Here is an 18,909-nt window from a genome sequence, read left to right on the forward strand (position 1 = left end):
AGATTTTTCAATAAGCAAAATTAGATTTTGATGGTTTGCCGGATCCTCTGTTCTCGCCTTATCATGAGCAGAGGAGGTGATTATGCTGATTTTAAAAGAAAGATCAGAATCGGCGGAACTGAGAACGTACAGAAGCTTAAATGCACGAATGGACTTAGCGCGTGCAGACCAGAAACAGTGCGACTACCTTGAAAGCGGATATGAGGGAGAGAAAATCTTTGATGGATGGGTAGAGCACGCTGGAGAGGGACTGATTTTAAACGACCTTCTCTTTGTCACCGGCGGAAGCCACTATCAGATGGATTCTCTTTACATCGCTCCGCAAAAAATCTATCTATTCGAAGTGAAAAACATGTATGGAGACCACTACATTGAAAAAGAAGAATGGATCTCATGTGGGGCAAAAACCGAAGTCAAAAACCCCATTTTACAGCTGAAAAGATGCGAATCTCTTCTTAGAAGACAGCTGCAGATTTTAAGATGCCCACTTCCGGTTGAAGCCTATGTCGTATTTGTAAACCCGCACTTTCACCTCTACCATGCTCCCCTCCATTCCCCTATGATCTTCCCTTCCCAATGGGACCGTTTTTCCCAAAGACTGAAAAGTATCCGTATGCCGCAAGGCCTTCACTCGGAGCTTGCGGAGAAGCTTTTATCACTCCATGTGGAAAAATCCCCTTATGAACGGCGGCCCGATTTTAGATATGAGGAACTTCGGAAGGGGATTGTGTGTGGGGGGTGTGGAAGGTTGGGGATGGATGCACTTAGCAGGGATCAGCTGGTCTGTGTAAACTGCGGGCAAAAAGAAAGATTTAAAAACAGCGTTTTGAGAAGCGTGGAGGAATTTCGTCTGCTGTTTCCGGATAAAAAGATTACGTCTGAACAAATACACGAATGGTGCGGAAACATAAAAAACAGCAGGTCTATTCAAAAAATACTAAAAGAGAATTTTGTGAGAGTGGGTCGTTCGAGAGGCACTAATTATGAAGAGAAAAAGTAGTTTTCATTTGGAGCACTTTCTTATTAGTTTAAATCTGGCTTAGAACACTTTCGGGCCTGAGCTCTACCTAGTTTGTGCTGCTAACTCTGGGTTAGAACACTTTCGGGACCGGGCTCTACTCACTTTATGTTGCTAACTCTGGGTTAGAACACTTTCGGGCCTAGGCCCTACTCACTTTGTGATGCTAACTCTGGCTTAGAACACTTTCGGGACCGGGCTCTACTCACTTTGTGATGCTAACTCTGGGTTAGAACACTTTCAGACCCGTGCTCTACTCACTTTGTGCTGCTAACTCTGGCATAGAACACTTTCGGGACCGGGCTCTACTCACTTTGTGCTGCTAACTCTGGCTTAGAACACTTTCGGGACCGGGCTCTACTCACTTTGTGCTGCTAACTCTGGGTTACAACACTTTCAAGCTCGTGCTCTACTCACTTTATGCTGCTAACTCTGACTTGGCGCACTTTCAGGACGGAGCTTCCCCAAGTTCCTGCTGCTATCCCCGTCTTAACTCAATTCAAAAGCCACAGCAGCACCAACTTGTAATCTCAGCTCACACGATCTTCACTCTAAAAACTTATCCACCAACAATGAATTACAAAAAAAAACGCCCCAAGACCAAAGTCTCCGGGGCGGTTTTCAGCTTATAGCTATCCTTATTTTTTAAGGTTGTAGAAAGTGTGGATGCCATCGTAACGAGCTGTGTCGCCAAGCTGGTCTTCGATGCGAAGAAGCTGGTTGTATTTCGCAACACGGTCTGTACGTGATGGTGCACCTGTTTTGATTTGGCCAGCGTTTGTTGCTACAGCGATGTCAGCGATTGTGCTGTCTTCTGTTTCACCAGAGCGGTGAGAGATAACTGCTGTGTAGCCAGCGCGTTTAGCCATTTCGATTGCGTCGAATGTTTCTGTAAGGGTACCGATTTGGTTAACTTTGATAAGGATTGAGTTGCTGATTCCTTTTTCGATTCCTTCAGAAAGTTTTTTCGTGTTTGTTACGAACAGGTCGTCACCAACTAGCTGAACTTTTTCGCCAAGGCGCTCAGTCAGAAGTTTGTGTCCTTCCCAGTCGTTTTCATCTAAACCGTCTTCGATTGAGATGATTGGGTATTTAGAAACTAGGTCTTCGTAGAAGTCTACCATTTCAGCAGATGTTTTTACGACGCCTTCACCTGTAAGGTGGTATTTGCCGTCTTCTTTGTTGAAGATCTCAGAAGCTGCAACGTCCATTGCAAGCATAACTTGCTCGCCTGGTTTGTAGCCTGCTTTTTCGATTGCTTCGATGATTGTTTGAAGAGCTTCCTCGTTAGATCCAAGGTTTGGAGCGAAGCCGCCTTCGTCACCTACAGCTGTGTTAAGGCCTTTGCCTTGAAGAACTGATTTCAGGCTGTGGAAGATTTCAGCGCCCATGCGTAGAGCTTCGTGGAAATCTTCAGCGCCAACAGGCATTACCATGAATTCCTGAATGTCAACGTTGTTGTCAGCATGCTCGCCGCCGTTGATGATGTTCATCATTGGTACTGGCAATGTTTTAGCGTTAAATCCGCCAAGGTACTGGTAAAGTGGAAGTCCAAGGAATTCAGCTGCTGCACGAGCTGCTGCCATAGATACGCCAAGGATTGCGTTCGCACCTAATTTACCTTTGTTTTCCATGCCGTCAAGCTCGATTAGAAGGTGGTCGATTGCAACTTGCTCAGTTACGTCGAAACCTAGTAGTTCTGGAGCGATTACTTCGTTTACGTTTTTAACTGCGTTAAGAACGCCTTTTCCAAGGTAGCGTGATTTGTCGCCGTCACGAAGTTCTACTGCTTCGTATTCACCTGTAGATGCGCCTGATGGAACCAATGCGCGTCCCATTGCACCTGTTTCTGTGTGTACTTCTACTTCTACTGTCGGGTTACCGCGTGAGTCTAATACTTCGCGTGCAAATACATCAACAATGTATGGCATATTAAATTTCTCTCCTTTTAAATGGTTATTTTTTGATTAACGTTTTGCCTGTCATTTCTTTCGGAAGGTCTACTCCAAGCAGGTCGAGCACGGTTGGCGCCAAATCGCCGAGAATGCCGTCTTCTCTCAGGCCTGAAACTTCCTTGGTGATAATTACAGGAACCGGGTTTGTCGTGTGTGCAGTCATTGGTTTTCCTTCAAGTGTAAGCACTTCGTCAGAGTTCCCGTGATCTGCTGTAATAATGGCTGTTCCGCCTTTTGCAATGATTGCATCGACAACCTTGCCGAGGCATTCATCAACCGTTTCAATGGCTTTTACAGTTGGCTCAAGCATACCTGAGTGTCCAACCATATCAGGGTTTGCAAAGTTCAGGATGATTGCATCATGCTTGTCCGCTTCGATTTCGCCAAGCAACGCGTCCGTTACTTCGTAGGCGCTCATCTCAGGTTTCAAGTCATAGGTTGCAACCTTCGGTGAATCAATAAGAATGCGTGTTTCACCCGGGAATTCCGCTTCACGTCCGCCGCTCATGAAGAACGTTACGTGAGGGTATTTTTCCGTTTCGGCAATCCGAAGCTGGGTTAACCCGTTTTGCGAGAGAACTTCACCGAGTGTGTTGTCAAGGTTTGTTGCTTTAAAAGCAACATAGCCATCAACTGTTTCACTGAAGTGAGTCAGGCAGACAAAATGAAGGTTTTTCGGATGCTTTGGTCCACGGTCAAATGAACGGAAATCTTCGTTTGTGAACGTATTTGAAATTTGAATCGCGCGGTCCGGGCGGAAATTATAGAAAATGACCGCATCGTTGTCGCTGATTGTTGCTACTGGTGAGCCGTCTTCTTTTGTAATCACAGAAGGAAGAACGAACTCATCATGAATACCATTTTTATATGAATCCTCAACTAAGTCAAGAGGATCTGTGTAGGTCGGGCCTTCGCCGTAGACCATGGCTTTGTAAGCTTTTTCCACACGATCCCATCTCTTGTCGCGGTCCATGGAATAGTAGCGTCCTGAAAGGGTTGCGATTGCACCCACACCATATTCTTCAATTTTCTCATTCAGCTCTTTAATGTAGCCTTCAGCTGTTTGAGGACCAACGTCACGGCCGTCAAGGAAACCATGAATATACACGTTTTTCACGCCTTCTTCTTTAGCTAGTCTCAGCAGCGCATAAAGATGATCAATATGGCTGTGAACGCCGCCGTCTGATAAAAGACCGAAAACGTGAAGGTTTGTTCCGTTTTCTTTCACATGGTTCATGGCAGAAAGGAAGGTTTCGTTTTTCTCAAACTGGCCTTCGCGAATAGCCACGTTTACACGTGTTAAGCTCTGATACACAACGCGGCCGGCACCGATGTTCAAGTGACCTACCTCTGAATTGCCCATTTGGCCTTCAGGAAGTCCGACTGCTTCGCCGCTTGCTGTCAGCGTTGCATGAGGGTACTGATCCCAGTAACGGTCAAAGTTTGGCTTTTTCGCGTGTGCAACCGCATTACCCTTTTCCTCATTGCGCAGGGCAAAACCGTCAAGGATAATGAGGGCGACCGGTTTTTTACTCATGCTTTCCTGCCTCCAGAAGCTGAAGGAAAGATTGTGCCTCAAGGCTCGCTCCACCGACTAATGCTCCGTCGATATCTGATTCAGCCATGTATTCTTTGATGTTGCCCGGCTTTACGCTGCCGCCGTATTGAATGCGGATTGCTTCTGCCGCTTCGCTTCCGAATTTGTCAGCGAGTACTGAGCGGATGTGAGAGCATACGTCATTTGCATCTTTAGCAGATGAAGATTTGCCTGTTCCGATTGCCCAGATTGGCTCATAAGCGATGACAACTTGTTTTAATTGCTCGTCAGTTAGTCCTGCAAGAGCTTTTGTTACTTGATCAGCAACAAGGTCGTTTGTTTTTCCAGCTTCACGCTCTTCAAGCGTTTCGCCGCAGCAGACAATCGGAGTCAGACCGTGCTTGAAAGCAGCGGCCGTTTTCTTGTTGACAGATTCGTCCGTCTCAGCAAACATTTCGCGTCGCTCAGAGTGGCCGAGGATGACGTAGGATACGCCAAGATCTTTAAGAGCTTCAGGGCTTGTTTCGCCTGTGAATGCTCCGCTTTCCTCAAAATGCATGTTTTGAGCACCGATTTTTACATCTGTGCCTTTTACTGCTTCTACAAGGCGGTCTAAGAAAAGAGCAGGAGCACATACAACTGCATCCACTTTCTCAGCAGAAGGCACAAGACCTTTTACCTCTTCAATGAAAGCTGCTGCTTCGCCCATGACTTTGTTCATTTTCCAGTTGCCTGCGATAATTGGCTTTCTCATTGTGTACACCATCCTAACTTAACAAGAATTATTTATCGTTTAGCGCGACGACTCCAGGAAGTTCTTTGCCTTCCATGAATTCAAGTGAAGCTCCGCCGCCTGTTGAGATGTGATCCATTTTGTCAGCTAAGTTGAACTTTGCTGCTGCCGCTGCAGAATCTCCGCCTCCGATGACTGAGTATGTATTCTCAGCTTCTGACAGCGCTACTGCCACCGCTTTTGTACCTTCAGCAAATGCATCAAGTTCAAATACGCCAAGAGGACCGTTCCAGATAACAAGCTTAGAGTTTTTAATGACATCAGCGTAGATTTCGCGTGATTTTGGTCCGGCATCAAGGCCTTCCCAGTCGCTTGGAATGCTGTCGATTGGAACGATTTTGATGTTTGCATCGTTAGAGAAATCATCTGCAACCACAACATCAACCGGCATGTAGAAGTTTACGCCGTTCTTTTTCGCTTTTTCCATGAACGTTTTAGCAAGGTCAATCTTGTCTTCTTCAAGAAGAGATTTTCCTACTTCATGTCCAAGTGCTTTGATGAACGTGTAAGCAAGTCCGCCGCCAATGATCAGGTTGTCTACTTTATCTAAAAGGTGGTCAATGACACCAATTTTATCTTTTACTTTTGCTCCGCCAATGATAGCTGTGAACGGGCGCTCAGGGTTGGAAAGTGCTTTTCCAAGTACTTCGAGTTCTTTTTCCATAAGGAATCCTGCAACTGCCGGAATGTGCTCAGCAATGCCTGCAGTAGATGCATGTGCACGGTGTGCTGCTCCGAATGCGTCATTTACATAAACATCGGCAAGCTCTGCAAATGCTTTTGCAAGCTCAGGGTCGTTTTTCTCTTCGCCAGCGTAGAAACGGACGTTTTCAAGAAGAAGCACGTCGCCTTCCTGCATGTCTGAGATTTTCGCTTTTACAGCGTCGCCGTAAGCTTCGTCAGCTTTTGCAACATTTTTACCAAGCAATTCTTGAAGACGCTCTGCAACTGCATTTAAACGAAGCTCCTCAACAACCTGGCCTTTTGGACGGCCCAGATGGCTTGCTAAAAGAACTTTTGCACCTTGCTCTGTTAAGTGCTGAATGGTTGGTAAAGCTGCGTTAATGCGTGTGTCATCTGTTACTTTGCCGTCTTTCATCGGCACGTTGAAGTCTACACGGCAGAAAACCACTTTGCCTTTTACATCGATGTCTCTTACTGACTTTTTGTTCATCTTCAGGAATTCCTCCTTTTATTGGAAATACAAAACAAAAGGGAGGGGGCTGTATTCCCCTTCCCCTTTGCACTCATTATATCGTTAGTTTTAGGTTAAAACCAAACTTCGTGCGACTTAAGAATTAAAGTCCTTTAGAAGCGATGTAGTCTACAAGGTCAACTACGCGGTTAGAGTAGCCTGACTCGTTGTCATACCAAGAGATAACTTTAACCATGCTGTCTTCCATAACCATTGTAGAAAGAGCATCGATTGTTGAAGAAGCAGGGTCACCATTGTAGTCGCCTGATACAAGAGGCTCTTCGCTGTAGTTAAGGATTCCTTTAAGGTCGCCTTCTGCAGCTTCTTTGAATGCAGCATTTACTTCTTCAGCTGTTACGTTTGTGTTAAGTTCAGCAACAAGGTCAACTAGAGAAACGTTTGGAGTTGGAACACGCATAGCTCCGCCGTTCAATTTGCCTTTTAGCTCAGGCAATACTAGAGATACTGCTTTAGCTGCACCAGTTGAAGTTGGGATGATGTTTTCAGCTGCAGCACGCGCACGACGGTAGTCTTTGTGCGGAAGATCAAGAATTTGCTGATCGTTTGTGTATGAGTGAACAGTTGTCATCATACCGCGCTTGATGCCGAATTTGTCGTTAAGAACTTTAGCGAATGGCGCTAGGCAGTTCGTAGTACAAGATGCATTTGAGATAACATCGTGGCTTGCAGCGTCATATTTGTCATGGTTAACACCCATAACAATTGTGATGTCTTCATCTGTTGCAGGAGCAGAGATGATTACTTTTTTAGCGCCAGCTTCCAAGTGCTTAGCAGCGTCTGCACGCTTAGTGAAGAAACCAGTTGATTCAACAACAACTTCTACTCCGCGCTCGCCCCAAGAAAGTTTAGCAGGGTCGCGCTCTGCTGATACTTGGATTGTTTTGCCGTCAACAACAAGGTTGTTTCCGTCTACTTTCACGTCAGCATCTAGTCTGCCATGAATTGAGTCATATTTTAAAAGGTGAGCAAGCATGTTAGCGTCTGTAAGGTCGTTAACTGCTACAACGTCCACGTTAGGATTTTTAAGTGCTGCACGGAATACGTTACGTCCGATACGTCCAAAACCGTTAATACCAATTTTTACTGCCATGTTGAAATTTCCTCCTTTAAATAAGTGAGAGATTTTTTTGTGTAACTATATAATTAGGGATGAATATCCCTTATTAACTCTTTTGCGGCACCTTCATCCGTAATCAGGATGGAACCCTGTGCCTGCTTCAGATAAGCCTGGATGGCTCCGGCTTTTGAAGCGCCGCCCGCTACTGCGATGACGTTTTGAATCTTCTCGAGGTCACTCAGCTGCATGCCGACAGTCTGCACTTTGTGGACAACTTCCCCCTCCTGGTTGAAGTAGTATCCAAATGCTTCTGCGACCGCTTCGCCCTGCTCAATCTTTATGTAATCTTCAGGCAGTGTTTTCCGGCGTTCCGCCATTGTCTTAGCGTCTCCTATTCCATGAACGACCATACTTGAAGATTTAATGAGAGCAAGCAGTTCTTTGATGGAAGGCTCTTCTGTAATCGAAAGATATGCTTCCTTGCTGAGCTGGTCCGGAACGTGGAGCAGACGGTAGTTGCCCATTGCCCGTTCGGCCATTTTTGCACAGATTGTGTTTGCCTGGTTCTCTACATTCTCACCAAGGCCTCCCCGCGCCGGCACATATAGCTGCTCGCGGTTTTTGCTGTCAGGCGTCATCATTTCTGCAACGGCTGCAATCGTGGTTCCTCCAGTGACAGCGACGATATTTTTCCCGGTCAAACGTTCCTTTATACATGAGACGCAAGCTCTTCCCATTTCTTTTTTCACCCATGAGAATTGATCGCTGTCTCCAGAGACGACAATAACCTTTTTCAGGTTTAAACGTTCCTTTAATGTATTTTCCAAAAACGTTAAACCTAAAACATCTTTCATCGCTTCTTCCAAAACGGTAAGCAGGTGCGATCCTTCTTTTGTCAGCGTCATTCCGGCCGGGAAAATCTCAATCAGGTTCTGATCTTTCAGAAACTGAACTTCTCCCCTGAGAATCCTCTCGCTTATGCCGAGGCTCGATGAAAGGCTTCTTCTGCCGATCGGCTGCATCAGTCTTATGTACTGAAGGATCTGATATCGTTTTTGCATAACGAGAAGCAGATCAGGCAATAATTTTTTTTGGACTTCAATCAGTGATCTCATCGTATAAATTCCTTTCAAATAAGAAATGTGCCTTGATGCACGAATCTGCGCATCTAATTCCGGCTGACCTTTTTAACGAAATTTCTTATTTACTAAGAATCGCGGGACTTCATTTGTCCCTATATGACGTATTGTGTCCCACTGTCCGCAAAAAAAATCATCCCTGCTTCAATTCATATTCTAGCAGGGTGAATTCGCTTATTCAACTATTGTTTCTTGCTTTTTTTCAAGTAACCGCTTTCTTATTAATTCTTTTCTGATACGGCCGTATCCGATGATTTTTCCGTCACATTCTGCCACCGGTATCATCAGCTGATACTTCTCGAGCAGACCATCGTCTGAGTGAATATCGATGACCTGTATGTCCAGGTCTAAATCCGCTTTCAGCCCGTTTAATTCCACGATGGCCTCCTCACAAAGAGGGCAGCCTTCTCTTGAGTACACGTTTAAAATCATTCCAACACATCCTAATATCGTTTTCTTGCAGATGAAGATGCAATGCCAAGCTGATCTCTGTACTTGGCTACAGTCCGTCTTGAAACTTCGATTCCGTGTTCTTGTGAGAGGGTGTCTGCAATTCGCTGGTCAGATAGCGGAGACAGTTTATTTTCGCTCTCGATCATCTTTTGGATGAGTGATTTTACAGCCGATGACGTTATGTCCTGAGAAGTCTGCTCAAGGCCATTTGAAAAGAAAAACTTCAGTTCATACAGACCATGCGGTGTCTGTACGTATTTCTCCCTGACCGTTCGGCTTACCGTTGACTCATGCACGTCAATCACATCCGCGACGGCTTTTAGTGTCAGCGGTTTCAAAAAATGCCCGCCTTTTTCAAAGAAGTCCGTCTGTCTTCTGAGAATTTCATGCATCACTTTCAGCATGGTCGCTTTCCGCTGATTCAGTGTTTTCATCAGCCATTTGCACTGATTGAGTTTAGAAGAAAGATACTGCTTCACATCTGCATCATCAGTGGATGAAAAGGCAGCTTCATACGAAGAATTCACCCCGATTTTAGGTGAACTCTCTTCATTATACATCACTTGCCACTCTCCGCCGATTTTCTTTACGATCAGCTCCGGCACAATGTAGCTGTCATGGGCATGATGAAAAGCAAGGCCTGGACGGGGATGCAGCTTTTGGATAAAGTCCTGCACACTTTGTATCTCTTTCAGTTCCAGTTTCGTTTTTTTCGCAAGCTCTTTCCATGACTTTTCGGCAAAAAGATAAAAATAATCGCGGATAATCAGCTCTGCTGTCTGGTTGCGCTCAGGCAGCCGCAGCAGCTGAAGGTAGATGCACTCCTGCAGATTTCTGGCTCCCACACCTGCAGGATCAAGCTTTTGAAGATTTTCCAGCTGAAGCTGCAGTTCATCTTCGCTGATGCTGAATCGTTCTGCCAGCACCTGCAGATCTTCTTCTATATACCCGTTTGGATCCAGGGCCTGGATCAGAATGTGCAGCGCTTTTTTCTCCTGAGGCTGCATCTTCATGCCAAGCAGCTGAGATTCCAGATGCTGCTGCAGAGTCGCCGTCCTGCTCGCTGCATTTTCAAGCAAGTCTCCTTTTTTTGAGGCATTTGCCGTTTTGAGGGCCGAGGTATGATACAATACGCCTGAATCAGGCTTGTCTTTCACATCAATGAGGGGATTTTCAAGGGTAAGGTCCTCTATGTAGGACGCGAGTTCCATAGAAGAGTACTGAAGGAGAGTAATCGCTTGCTTTAGTTCCTGTGTCATATTCAGTTTTAAGGACTGCTCTTGAAATAAACCTGCTTTCATATCCATAGATCGTTCCCCCTGCTGTTCATTTTACACGAAAATGGTCCATCATTGAATGGAAGAAACTTCAAAGGAGAGATCAATATGAGCGAATTATTTTCAGTTCCCTATTTCGTACAGAATTTTAAAGAACATCTTAAACACAACGAGAACCAGATTCCTGAGCTTGATGCGATGAACCGGTATTACCGTTCGGTTGTTTCAACTCTTGTACAAGATCAGCTGACCAAAAATTCGGTTGTGCTGAAACGGATTCAAAATCTTGATGAAGCTTACAATAAGGTGAAATCCACCTTGAAATAATTACCTGTTCACAAAATGCGGATGATGATTTATCATTGGTTATGTTGAGTCGCCAAGCGCGGCAACATACACTTCTTGTCCAGTGCGGCTTACTGGACTGCTTACATACTATTCACATTCCATAAAAACATGCCCCGCCGAAAAACTCGGCGGGGCTTTTTTTGTTTTTTCAGCGGAACAGCCTTGCCCATGTTACAGGACCGACGATCCCGTCGACCTTAATTCCTTCTTTTCTCTGAAAATTTCTTACTGCCTGGGCTGTGACAGGGCCATAGATTGAATCGGCAGGAACACCCAGTTTCCTTTGAATTTCTCCAATATTGGAGCCTCTCATATAGGGACTCTTCAGTCTGTAAAGCGTTCCCGGGAACGGTTTCGGACGCCTCGGTTTCGCTCTGTTCAGCCTTCCAAATGTTTCAGGACCGACTATCCCGTCAACACGTATGCGCTGCTCCTGCTGAAATTGCCTTACCGCCGCCTCCGTTTCAGCTCCAAACGTTCCGTCTGCCCCGAATCTTGGAAGCGGGTACCCAAGGGAAATCAATTTTCTCTGCAAAAAAGTCACATCTGCTCCAGAATCCCCTCTTCTGAGTATCGTCGTGTCAACTTCACTGCCCGTCTCGCGTTCAGGCGGCTGGACTCTGATTGGCGGAGACGTGCTTTTGTCCCACGCATTATAATAGGCACGGACGTCTCTTAAAAACTGCGCGAACGTTACTCCGTTCGGTACAAGCCAGCTTTCAGGATCCGTGCGCCTTCGCGGGTCAAGCGTACTGTGTGCGACAATTTTAGTCGAAGGATCGAGATTAAATCTGCGGCAAAGGTACGCATGGTACCAGACATACCTGTCATATGCCTCACGGAAAACCCCCGTGCGGCAGAGCTCCACTCCAATGGCCGCATCATTTGCATCAGCCCCGAACAGACGGTTGTCCTCAGGATTTGTATACAAATTATGATAGGCTTTTTCATTCAGGGGAATAATCTCGAGAATTTTTCCATCATCTATAAATGTGTGGGCCGACGCACTCGGCTGTGAATTATTAAAATAGGCAAAATGATCATCTGCATCTGCAGAATTATTGGCGGTCTCGTGTGCAACAATAAAGAGCGGCCCGGACAGACCTGTTCCCGGTCTCGAGTTTCCAATTCGTATATAGCGCTGCTCAATCTGATATTTATCAGAAACACTCACTTTTATCACTCCTTTATATAGTAGATGATAGAGTGAGAGCTTTGGGAAAGGCTGTTATCCTGAGGCATGTGCCTGTTTTGGGGAAAATCTAGCTCCGGACCGCGAGACAGACAAGTTTGTGCTAGTTTTGAATGTCTGGTGTAAAAAACCCAATAAAAAAAGAGCTGCTCCCCTATGGGAACAGCTCTCTTGCAATTTGACGCGCTCGAGAGGATTCGAACCTCCGACAGACGTGGTACCGGAAACCACCGCTCTATCCAACTGAGCTACGAGCGCACGTATTAGCCAGTAGCGCTATTATACGACAAAACCGCTTCCTGTTTCAAGCGTTATTTTTCTTCGTGTCACGAAAGCCGCCTATTTCATGTACTCTCAAAATATACAGGTGTGCATCTTCTGTTGTATGATTAGAAAAACAGGCTTCATCACAGCGGTATAAAGGGTAAAGGGCTTATAGACAGAAGCAGCTGAATAAAGGAGATTAAACACTATGACTGACCGCTATTCAATAAATGTTAACGGTTCCTCTTTCGATTGGGATTTAAAGCAGGCAGCCTATCACTTCGAAGGAGATGAAGTCGTTTTATTCTGGATCAACACGGCCTTCAAAACATTCCTTGATTCAATTGAAGAGATCTCTGGAGAAAATGCCGCAAGACTGGTTCTTGAAACAGCCGGCTATCGCACAGGTGAAATTGTCAGCGACTTTTACAAGCGTTCAATCGGAAAAACAGAGGATATTTTGAAGAGCCTGCCGAATACATATGTTACAGCCGGTTGGGGTAAGACCACGATCGATGTCCTGTCCTATGACGAGTGCAGAGCTGTAGTGAGAATTGAAAACGGCTGGGAGTATAAGGTGAACAAAGCTCAGGGCAAAACGGTGGAAGGCTCGTTTCTGGCCGGTCACTGGGCCGGTGTTTTAAGCGGTCTGTTTGGGAAAACGGTCTGGTACAGAGTGCTGAAAAGCCAGACAAGCGGAGATCCTTATTCAGAATTTGAATTTTCGCCTTCCGGAATCACTCCTCAGCGGAATATCCGTTCCCTGATCCAGGAGCAGGAAAGGGCTGACATGCTTGCACTCGAACAAAGTGTTGCTAAGCGGACTGCAGATCTTGTTGATCTTGTGAAAGAGATTTCCTCTCCAATTATCCCGGTTCTGGACAACATCATCGTCCTTGCGATGATTGGAAGATACGACGAAGCGAGGGCTGAGGAACTTTTAACAAAAACTCTCTCAAACCTGCCAGAGTATAAAGCGACGTTCCTCATTCTGGATCTGACAGCCATCTCTCAAGTGGACGAGTTTACAATAGACTTGCTTCAAAAGCTTGTCCAGGCTTCCGCTCTTCTTGGAACATCGTGCATCTTAGTCGGCATTTCTCCTGAGCTAAGCATGAAAATTGTCAGCTCCCGGTATCAGATGCAGAACATTCCCTGCCTCTCTACGCTGAAACACGGCATTCACTACGCCTTGGCGCAGGAAGGACTGCATATTTCAAGAAAATAGTACCCTCTTCTTCTCAATCGTTTGAAAAAAAGAAAAATTGGGTAACATGGTTACAGTCACTAGCTCTGACATATACATAAGAGGGGCCTTAAACATGCTCAGGCGGCAGCGTTTCGTTTGACCTTTATTGACCTTAGTTGTATGATGAGAGTACATAAATTTACCTTTACTTTAAAGGAGGAAATACGATGAATTTAATTCCTACAGTTATTGAACAGACAAACCGCGGTGAACGTGCATATGACATTTACTCACGTCTTCTAAAAGACCGCATCATCATGCTTGGAAGCGGAATTGATGATAACGTTGCAAACTCAATCGTTTCTCAGCTTTTATTCTTAGAAGCAGAAGATCCGGAGAAAGACATTTCCATCTACATTAACAGTCCTGGCGGATCTATCACTGCCGGTATGGCCATTTACGATACAATGCAGTTCATTAAGCCGCAAGTATCAACAATCTGCATCGGTATGGCAGCTTCTATGGGAGCATTCCTTCTTGCAGCAGGCGCCAAAGGCAAGCGTTATGCCCTTCCAAACTCTGAAGTCATGATCCATCAGCCTCTTGGAGGAGCGCAAGGCCAGGCTACGGAAATTGAGATTGCTGCAAAACGCATCCTTTTCCTTCGCGACAAGCTTAATCAGATTCTTGCAGACCGTACAGGCCAGCCAATTGAAGTCATTGCGCGCGACACAGACCGCGACAACTTCATGACAGCAGAGCGTGCACTTGAGTACGGCCTGATTGACAAAGTCATGGACCGCAATACGTTAGCAGACAAAAAATAAGAAGTGTAAAAAGAACGGCATCGTGCCGTTCTTTTTTTATTTGGATTTTACATAAGAACGCAAACTACCTCTTTTACTAGTAAGATCTTGGGCATATGGCAATTGATTTGCTGTACTGGACTTGTTCAGCAGCTAAATCAGGCACCTGCGCAGTCCGGATTAACAGAGATCAGTGCGTTACATCCAACAATCAGTGCAATACTTCCAACTTCGAGCATTTTACAACCAACTTTGATTGAGTATCTACCAGCTTTCCCCGATTTACTACCAGCTCTCCGCACAAGCTCTAACTACCTCTTTTTCTAGCAAGATCTTGGGCATTTGGCAGTTGATTTACTGTCTGGATCTGTTCAGGCAGCTAAATCAGGCACCTGCGCAGTCCGGATTAACAGAGGTCAGTGCGTTACATCCAACAATCAGCGCAATACGACCAACTCCGCCTATTTTACAACCAACTTAGATTGCGTATCTACCAACTTTCCCTGATTTACAACCAACTCTCCATACGAACGCAAACTACCTCTTTTTCTAGCAAGATCTTGGCCATTCGGCAGTTGGTTTGGTGCACTGGACTTGTTCAGCAGCTAAATCAGGCACCTGCGCAGTCCTGATTTACAAAGATTAGTGCGTTACATCCAACAATGAGTGTAATACATCCAACTTCAAGCATTTTACAACCAACTTTAATTGCGTATCTACCAACTATCCCCGATTTACTACCAAATCCCCATACAGGCGCAAACTACCTCTTTTCCTAGCAAGATCTTGGCCATTCGGCAGTTAGTTTGCTCCACTGGACCAGGTCAGGCACCCGCAGCTAAACTTGCACCATAAAAAAAACGGCCCAAAGGCCGTTTTTATGCTTCCTGCTTTACGTATTCTGTTAAAACTTCGAGTGCTTCGTTTTCGTCGTGGCCTTCTGCAATCAGTGTGACGGTTGATCCTGAGCTGATGGCAAGGCTCATGAGCCCCATGATGCTTTTTGCGTTAACCTTTTTTCCATCCTTCTCAAGGAAGATATCTGATGCGTACCTGTTGGCCTCTTGTACAAATAATGCTGCGGGACGTGCTTGTAAGCCTGTTTTCAAACGAACTTCGACCTGTTTTTGAGCCATGTAAATCCCCTCTGCTTTCCCCTTTTATTTGATTGTTACCGGCTGGCCGTTTCTAAGCTGTTCTGCAATTTCGTCCAATTTTCTCAGGCGGTGGTTTATGCCTGATTTGCTGATTTTGCCGCTCGAAACCATTTCTCCGAGCTCTTTCAGCGTGACATCCTGGTACTCTACCCGCAGCCTTGCAATTTCGCTTAATTTATCAGGCAGAGCTTCAAGACCCATTTTTTCATCAATGTATTTAATATTTTCAACCTGGCGGATTGCAGCACCAATTGTTTTGTTTAAGTTAGCGGTTTCACAATTGACGAGCCTGTTTACGGAGTTTCTCATATCCCTCACAATGCGTACATCCTCAAAACGCAGCAGCGCCTGATGGCCTCCAATGATACTCAAAAACTCGGAGATTTTCTCCGCTTCCTTGAGATAGGTGATATACCCCTTTTTCCGCTCAAGTGTTTTGCTGTTCAGGTTAAAAACATTCATCAGCTCGCACAGTGCATCATTATGCTCTTTGTACAGAGAGAAAATTTCCAGATGATACGAGGATGTCTCAGGATTATTCACTGAACCTCCAGCAAGGAACGCCCCTCTGATATACGATCTTCTGCAGCACTTCTTTTTAACGAGATCTTCTGAAATACTTCTAATAAAGGTGAAATTCTCCCCAAGGATGCTTAAATCCTCCAAAATTTCACGGGCTTTTTCTATCAGCCGAACGATATAGACATTATTCTTTTTCAAACGCATTTTTTTCCGGACAAGCAGTTCAACAGAAACGTCATACTGCTTTTTTAAGAGAGTATAAATTCTTCTGGCTATTGCTGCATTTTCAGTCTGAATATCTAGAATCAATTTTCGATTCGAAAAAGAAAGAGAGCCATTCATCCGGATGAGTGCAGACAGTTCTGCTTTTAAACAACATGGTTTAAGTTCTATGTTAGTCAGTTCTTTTTTTGTTTCAGAAGCAAAAGACATCGTTCTGCACCCTCCAATCAGTATGAATGCATTCGTTTGCACTCTTTATTTTTTTGCCGTTTTCCGCGGATTGTCAGGAAAGGCTCCGCGGAAAGCCTGGGTCTTATCAAGTAATCATCTCATACAGGAGCTTTGCTACCTTTACGGTGTCATGCCGGATGACGTTATTTTCATAGGAGACAATCTTATCGTGGACAATTTCAAGCCCCAGTTCACGGAGTGCCTCGAGATCATAGTTTACCGGTTTTGCCAGTTCTTCTGCATATAATGCTTTCATCATATCAGGAATCACTTCATCATTCACTAATATTGTATCGATGAACTTGCATTTCATATGGTCATTGAGTGCTCTTACATGATCAGATGCTGTGTAATCAAGGGTTTCACCGGCCTGTGTCATCACATTGCAGATATACACTTTTTTGGCTTTCGCCTTGCACACTTCATCACCGAGTTTTGGCACGAGCAGATTCGGCAGGATACTTGTATAAAGACTTCCCGGTCCTATAAGAATCAGGTCTGCCTTCCGGATGACGTCAATTGCTTCCTCAAGGGGCTCAATCGTTTCGGGTGAAAGAAAGACCCGTTTGATTTTTTTCCCTGAGTAAGGAATTTTTGATTCACCGGAGACGATGGTGCCGTCTTCCATCTCTGCATGAAGCACAACGCTTTTGTTTGCAGCCGGAAGGACTTTTCCCCGGACATTCAGCACTTTGCTCATCTCGGTGACCGCGTGGAAGAAATCTCCCGTGATGTTCGTCATGGCGGCAAGGATCAGGTTCCCAAGAGAGTGCCCAGTCAGGCTGTTGCCTTTATTGAAGCGGTGCTGAAACAAATTTTCAACAAGGGGTTCCACATCTGAGAGCGCAGCTAACACATTGCGTATGTCACCTGGCGGCGGAATACTCAGTTCATCGCGGAGCCGGCCAGAGCTTCCGCCGTCATCTGCTACAGTCACAATCGCTGTAATATCCACAGGGTATACCTTTAAGCCCCGCAGAAGGACAGATAAACCGGTTCCCCCGCCGATGATGACTACATTTGGCCGTTTAGAAGGTGCTGTCATTAATGACGGCTTCTGCGCTCAATATCACGGTGTGATACGTGCGTCTGGTAATCGTTTTTGTAATGCTTCGCAATGTGTTCCGCCAATGTGACCGAACGGTGCTGTCCGCCTGTGCACCCGATCGCAATAACAAGCTGGCTCTTGCCTTCCCGCTTGTAGTAAGGCAGCATGAACGTCAGCAGATCAAGCACTTTTTCAAGGAACTTCTGCGTTTCCGTCCACTTTAGGACATAAGAGGACACTTCTTCTTCAAGTCCTGTTTTTGGCCTCATATGGTCGATATAGTGGGGATTTGGGAGGAATCTGACATCAAAAACCAGATCCGCATCAATCGGCACCCCGTATTTAAAACCAAATGAAAGCACATTGACCGAGAAGGTATGCTCGGCATCTTCCGCAAACTGCTTCAGAATTTTTTCTCTGAGTTCGCGCGGCTTCAGTTGTGATGTATCAAAAATAAGCTGTGCACGGCCTTTCAGTTCCTCAAGCAGCTCCCGCTCATTTTTGATGCCTTCAAGCGGCAGACCTGTCGTTGCAAGCGGATGGGATCTCCGTGTCTCCTTGTAGCGTGTCACAAGAGTTGCATCCTTTGCATCGAGGAACAGGATCTGCGGGCTGATCCACGTTGTCTCAGCTATATCATCAAGCGCCTGGAACAGACTTTCAAAGAACTCTCTTCCCCTGAGGTCCATTACCAGGGCAACCTTGTTCATCTTTGAACCCGATTCTTTCATCAGTTCAAGGAATTTAGGCAGCAGCGTCGGCGGAAGATTATCCACACAGAAATAGCCAAGATCTTCAAAGCTCTGAATCGCTACTGTTTTTCCAGCTCCGGACATGCCTGTAATAATGACCATTTTAATGTCCTGAACACTGCCTGTACTCATTTTGATTGCCTCCTCTCACATTCTCGTTACGTGTATATATTTGTATGTCTAAGCAGACTACTGCGGATCAAGGCGGTAGGCAAGCAGTTCAAAATCAGGAGTATATGTGAACGTGCCGTAGATCAAGCCTGCCCCCTTCATCATGAATTCAAGAATATGATGATCTCCCGGAGCCATCGGAAGCTCTGCGACTTCTTCAAGTGAATGCCACTTCAGCTTTCCTTCTTCGGACTGGTCCACATTTTCGCCCGTGAATTCAGTAGCGAAAAACGTAAACATCATCCATTCGGAAACAATTTCATTTCCTTCTTTAATAATAAAGGTAAAAATGCCTTTGATTTTTGGGTTTTTTAAATATATGCCTGTTTCTTCGCGATATTCCCGTATGACAGTGTCTTTAATTGATTCACCCTGCTCCATCTTTCCGCCGGGTGCCACCCACCATCCTCTTCTCGGTTTTTGCAGGAGAAGAATTTTATCGTCCTGTACTAATACGCAATTCGTCACTCTTTGCAAAACTCTTCACCTCTGGATTTAATCGGCAGGCCGTCATTGTTTTTCTTCCTTTTTATTATACTATTTTGCGCACAGCCCCACAATG

At 45.4% G+C, this 18,909-nt stretch carries 18 protein-coding genes, 1 tRNA gene and 1 pseudogene; 4 read left to right on the forward strand and 16 right to left on the reverse strand.

Annotated elements, in window-relative coordinates; translation table 11 throughout:
* The first annotated feature begins 82 nt into the window (after positions 1-82).
* Positions 83-1,000 (forward strand): nuclease-related domain-containing protein, encoded by a 918-nt coding sequence (locus tag JOJ89_RS18885; RefSeq protein WP_203289002.1) that lies wholly within the window; start codon positions 83-85, stop codon positions 998-1,000.
* A gap of 656 nt (positions 1,001-1,656) precedes the next feature.
* Here JOJ89_RS18885 and eno read toward each other — a convergent pair.
* The 8 genes from eno to rpoN all read right to left on the reverse strand — a co-directional run bounded on the left by eno (position 1,657) and on the right by rpoN (position 10,475).
* Positions 1,657-2,949 (reverse strand): phosphopyruvate hydratase, encoded by a 1,293-nt coding sequence (gene eno, locus JOJ89_RS18890; RefSeq protein ID WP_203289004.1) that lies wholly within the window; start codon positions 2,947-2,949, stop codon positions 1,657-1,659.
* Positions 2,950-2,974: 25 nt separating this feature from the next.
* On the reverse strand, positions 2,975-4,510 hold the full coding sequence (gpmI, locus tag JOJ89_RS18895) for a 2,3-bisphosphoglycerate-independent phosphoglycerate mutase (RefSeq protein WP_029284583.1): 1,536 nt from the start codon (positions 4,508-4,510) through the stop codon (positions 2,975-2,977).
* Complete coding sequence (gene tpiA, locus JOJ89_RS18900) at positions 4,503-5,264, reverse strand: triose-phosphate isomerase (protein WP_029284585.1); 762 nt, start codon at positions 5,262-5,264, stop codon at positions 4,503-4,505. The genes gpmI and tpiA overlap by 8 nt, the downstream gene beginning before the upstream one ends.
* Before the next feature lie 28 nt (positions 5,265-5,292).
* Positions 5,293-6,477 (reverse strand): phosphoglycerate kinase, encoded by a 1,185-nt coding sequence (locus tag JOJ89_RS18905; RefSeq protein WP_029284587.1) that lies wholly within the window; start codon positions 6,475-6,477, stop codon positions 5,293-5,295.
* A gap of 124 nt (positions 6,478-6,601) precedes the next feature.
* Positions 6,602-7,609 (reverse strand): type I glyceraldehyde-3-phosphate dehydrogenase, encoded by a 1,008-nt coding sequence (gap, locus tag JOJ89_RS18910; RefSeq protein ID WP_029284588.1) that lies wholly within the window; start codon positions 7,607-7,609, stop codon positions 6,602-6,604.
* Positions 7,610-7,662: 53 nt separating this feature from the next.
* Positions 7,663-8,691 (reverse strand): sugar-binding transcriptional regulator, encoded by a 1,029-nt coding sequence (locus tag JOJ89_RS18915; protein ID WP_029284589.1) that lies wholly within the window; start codon positions 8,689-8,691, stop codon positions 7,663-7,665.
* A gap of 198 nt (positions 8,692-8,889) precedes the next feature.
* Complete coding sequence (locus JOJ89_RS18920; protein ID WP_203289005.1) at positions 8,890-9,147, reverse strand: glutaredoxin family protein; 258 nt, start codon at positions 9,145-9,147, stop codon at positions 8,890-8,892.
* 11 nt (positions 9,148-9,158) lie between these two features.
* The gene (gene rpoN, locus JOJ89_RS18925) at positions 9,159-10,475 is read right to left on the reverse strand and encodes an RNA polymerase factor sigma-54 (RefSeq protein WP_203289007.1); all 1,317 of its coding nucleotides are present in this window, start codon (positions 10,473-10,475) and stop codon (positions 9,159-9,161) included.
* Between the two features lie 78 nt (positions 10,476-10,553).
* Between rpoN and yvfG the strand changes: the two genes are divergently transcribed.
* Positions 10,554-10,772 (forward strand): protein YvfG, encoded by a 219-nt coding sequence (gene yvfG, locus JOJ89_RS18930; RefSeq protein WP_029566923.1) that lies wholly within the window; start codon positions 10,554-10,556, stop codon positions 10,770-10,772.
* A gap of 169 nt (positions 10,773-10,941) precedes the next feature.
* Here the strand turns inward: yvfG and JOJ89_RS21185 are convergent, their stop codons facing one another.
* The 3 genes and pseudogenes from JOJ89_RS21185 to JOJ89_RS18940 all read right to left on the reverse strand — a co-directional run bounded on the left by JOJ89_RS21185 (position 10,942) and on the right by JOJ89_RS18940 (position 12,243).
* Entirely contained in the window at positions 10,942-11,337 is a 396-nt protein-coding gene (locus JOJ89_RS21185) for a peptidoglycan-binding domain-containing protein (RefSeq protein WP_242524719.1), read from the reverse strand.
* A gap of 111 nt (positions 11,338-11,448) precedes the next feature.
* Positions 11,449-11,967: pseudogene (locus JOJ89_RS21190) on the reverse strand (peptidoglycan recognition protein family protein); the annotation flags it as partial.
* Between the two features lie 200 nt (positions 11,968-12,167).
* Positions 12,168-12,243 (reverse strand) — tRNA-Arg (locus JOJ89_RS18940).
* 214 nt (positions 12,244-12,457) lie between these two features.
* On the opposite strand from JOJ89_RS18940, the gene JOJ89_RS18945 reads away from it, so the two are divergent.
* Positions 12,458-13,477: an STAS domain-containing protein gene (locus tag JOJ89_RS18945; RefSeq protein WP_029284599.1), complete on the forward strand. Its 1,020-nt coding sequence runs from the start codon at positions 12,458-12,460 to the stop codon at positions 13,475-13,477.
* Between the two features lie 188 nt (positions 13,478-13,665).
* Entirely contained in the window at positions 13,666-14,265 is a 600-nt protein-coding gene (gene clpP / locus JOJ89_RS18950; protein WP_029284600.1) for an ATP-dependent Clp endopeptidase proteolytic subunit ClpP, read from the forward strand.
* A gap of 857 nt (positions 14,266-15,122) precedes the next feature.
* Here clpP and JOJ89_RS18955 read toward each other — a convergent pair.
* The 5 genes from JOJ89_RS18955 to JOJ89_RS18975 form a co-directional block, all read right to left on the reverse strand.
* Positions 15,123-15,380 carry an HPr family phosphocarrier protein gene (locus JOJ89_RS18955; RefSeq protein ID WP_029284602.1) on the reverse strand — a complete coding sequence of 86 codons (258 nt, stop codon included), beginning with the start codon at positions 15,378-15,380 and terminating at the stop codon, positions 15,123-15,125.
* Between the two features lie 24 nt (positions 15,381-15,404).
* Positions 15,405-16,355, reverse strand: coding sequence for a DNA-binding protein WhiA (whiA, locus tag JOJ89_RS18960; protein ID WP_203289010.1), 951 nt, complete (start codon positions 16,353-16,355; stop codon positions 15,405-15,407).
* A gap of 106 nt (positions 16,356-16,461) precedes the next feature.
* A complete protein-coding gene (locus JOJ89_RS18965) occupies positions 16,462-17,421 on the reverse strand; it encodes a gluconeogenesis factor YvcK family protein (protein WP_203289011.1) in 960 nt (319 codons plus the stop codon).
* On the reverse strand, positions 17,421-18,308 hold the full coding sequence (rapZ, locus tag JOJ89_RS18970; RefSeq protein ID WP_029284608.1) for an RNase adapter RapZ: 888 nt from the start codon (positions 18,306-18,308) through the stop codon (positions 17,421-17,423). The genes JOJ89_RS18965 and rapZ overlap by 1 nt, the downstream gene beginning before the upstream one ends.
* A gap of 57 nt (positions 18,309-18,365) precedes the next feature.
* Complete coding sequence (locus tag JOJ89_RS18975) at positions 18,366-18,824, reverse strand: 8-oxo-dGTP diphosphatase (protein WP_029284610.1); 459 nt, start codon at positions 18,822-18,824, stop codon at positions 18,366-18,368.
* Positions 18,825-18,909 lie beyond the last annotated feature (85 nt).

Source organism: Metabacillus sp. cB07, from assembly GCF_016839225.1.
Lineage (GTDB): Bacteria > Bacillota > Bacilli > Bacillales > Bacillaceae > Bacillus_P > Bacillus_P indicus.

Coding starts and splice junctions, on each gene's coding strand:
- JOJ89_RS18885 (WP_203289002.1), top strand. CDS start 83: ATGCTGATTTTAAAAGAAAGATCAGAATCGGCGGAACTGAGAACGTAC.
- eno (WP_203289004.1), bottom strand. CDS start 2,949: ATGCCATACATTGTTGATGTATTTGCACGCGAAGTATTAGACTCACGC.
- gpmI (WP_029284583.1), bottom strand. CDS start 4,510: ATGAGTAAAAAACCGGTCGCCCTCATTATCCTTGACGGTTTTGCCCTG.
- tpiA (WP_029284585.1), bottom strand. CDS start 5,264: ATGAGAAAGCCAATTATCGCAGGCAACTGGAAAATGAACAAAGTCATG.
- JOJ89_RS18905 (WP_029284587.1), bottom strand. CDS start 6,477: ATGAACAAAAAGTCAGTAAGAGACATCGATGTAAAAGGCAAAGTGGTT.
- gap (WP_029284588.1), bottom strand. CDS start 7,609: ATGGCAGTAAAAATTGGTATTAACGGTTTTGGACGTATCGGACGTAAC.
- JOJ89_RS18915 (WP_029284589.1), bottom strand. CDS start 8,691: ATGAGATCACTGATTGAAGTCCAAAAAAAATTATTGCCTGATCTGCTT.
- JOJ89_RS18920 (WP_203289005.1), bottom strand. CDS start 9,147: ATGATTTTAAACGTGTACTCAAGAGAAGGCTGCCCTCTTTGTGAGGAG.
- rpoN (WP_203289007.1), bottom strand. CDS start 10,475: ATGGATATGAAAGCAGGTTTATTTCAAGAGCAGTCCTTAAAACTGAAT.
- yvfG (WP_029566923.1), top strand. CDS start 10,554: ATGAGCGAATTATTTTCAGTTCCCTATTTCGTACAGAATTTTAAAGAA.
- JOJ89_RS18945 (WP_029284599.1), top strand. CDS start 12,458: ATGACTGACCGCTATTCAATAAATGTTAACGGTTCCTCTTTCGATTGG.
- clpP (WP_029284600.1), top strand. CDS start 13,666: ATGAATTTAATTCCTACAGTTATTGAACAGACAAACCGCGGTGAACGT.
- JOJ89_RS18955 (WP_029284602.1), bottom strand. CDS start 15,380: ATGGCTCAAAAACAGGTCGAAGTTCGTTTGAAAACAGGCTTACAAGCA.
- whiA (WP_203289010.1), bottom strand. CDS start 16,355: ATGTCTTTTGCTTCTGAAACAAAAAAAGAACTGACTAACATAGAACTT.
- JOJ89_RS18965 (WP_203289011.1), bottom strand. CDS start 17,421: ATGACAGCACCTTCTAAACGGCCAAATGTAGTCATCATCGGCGGGGGA.
- rapZ (WP_029284608.1), bottom strand. CDS start 18,308: ATGAGTACAGGCAGTGTTCAGGACATTAAAATGGTCATTATTACAGGC.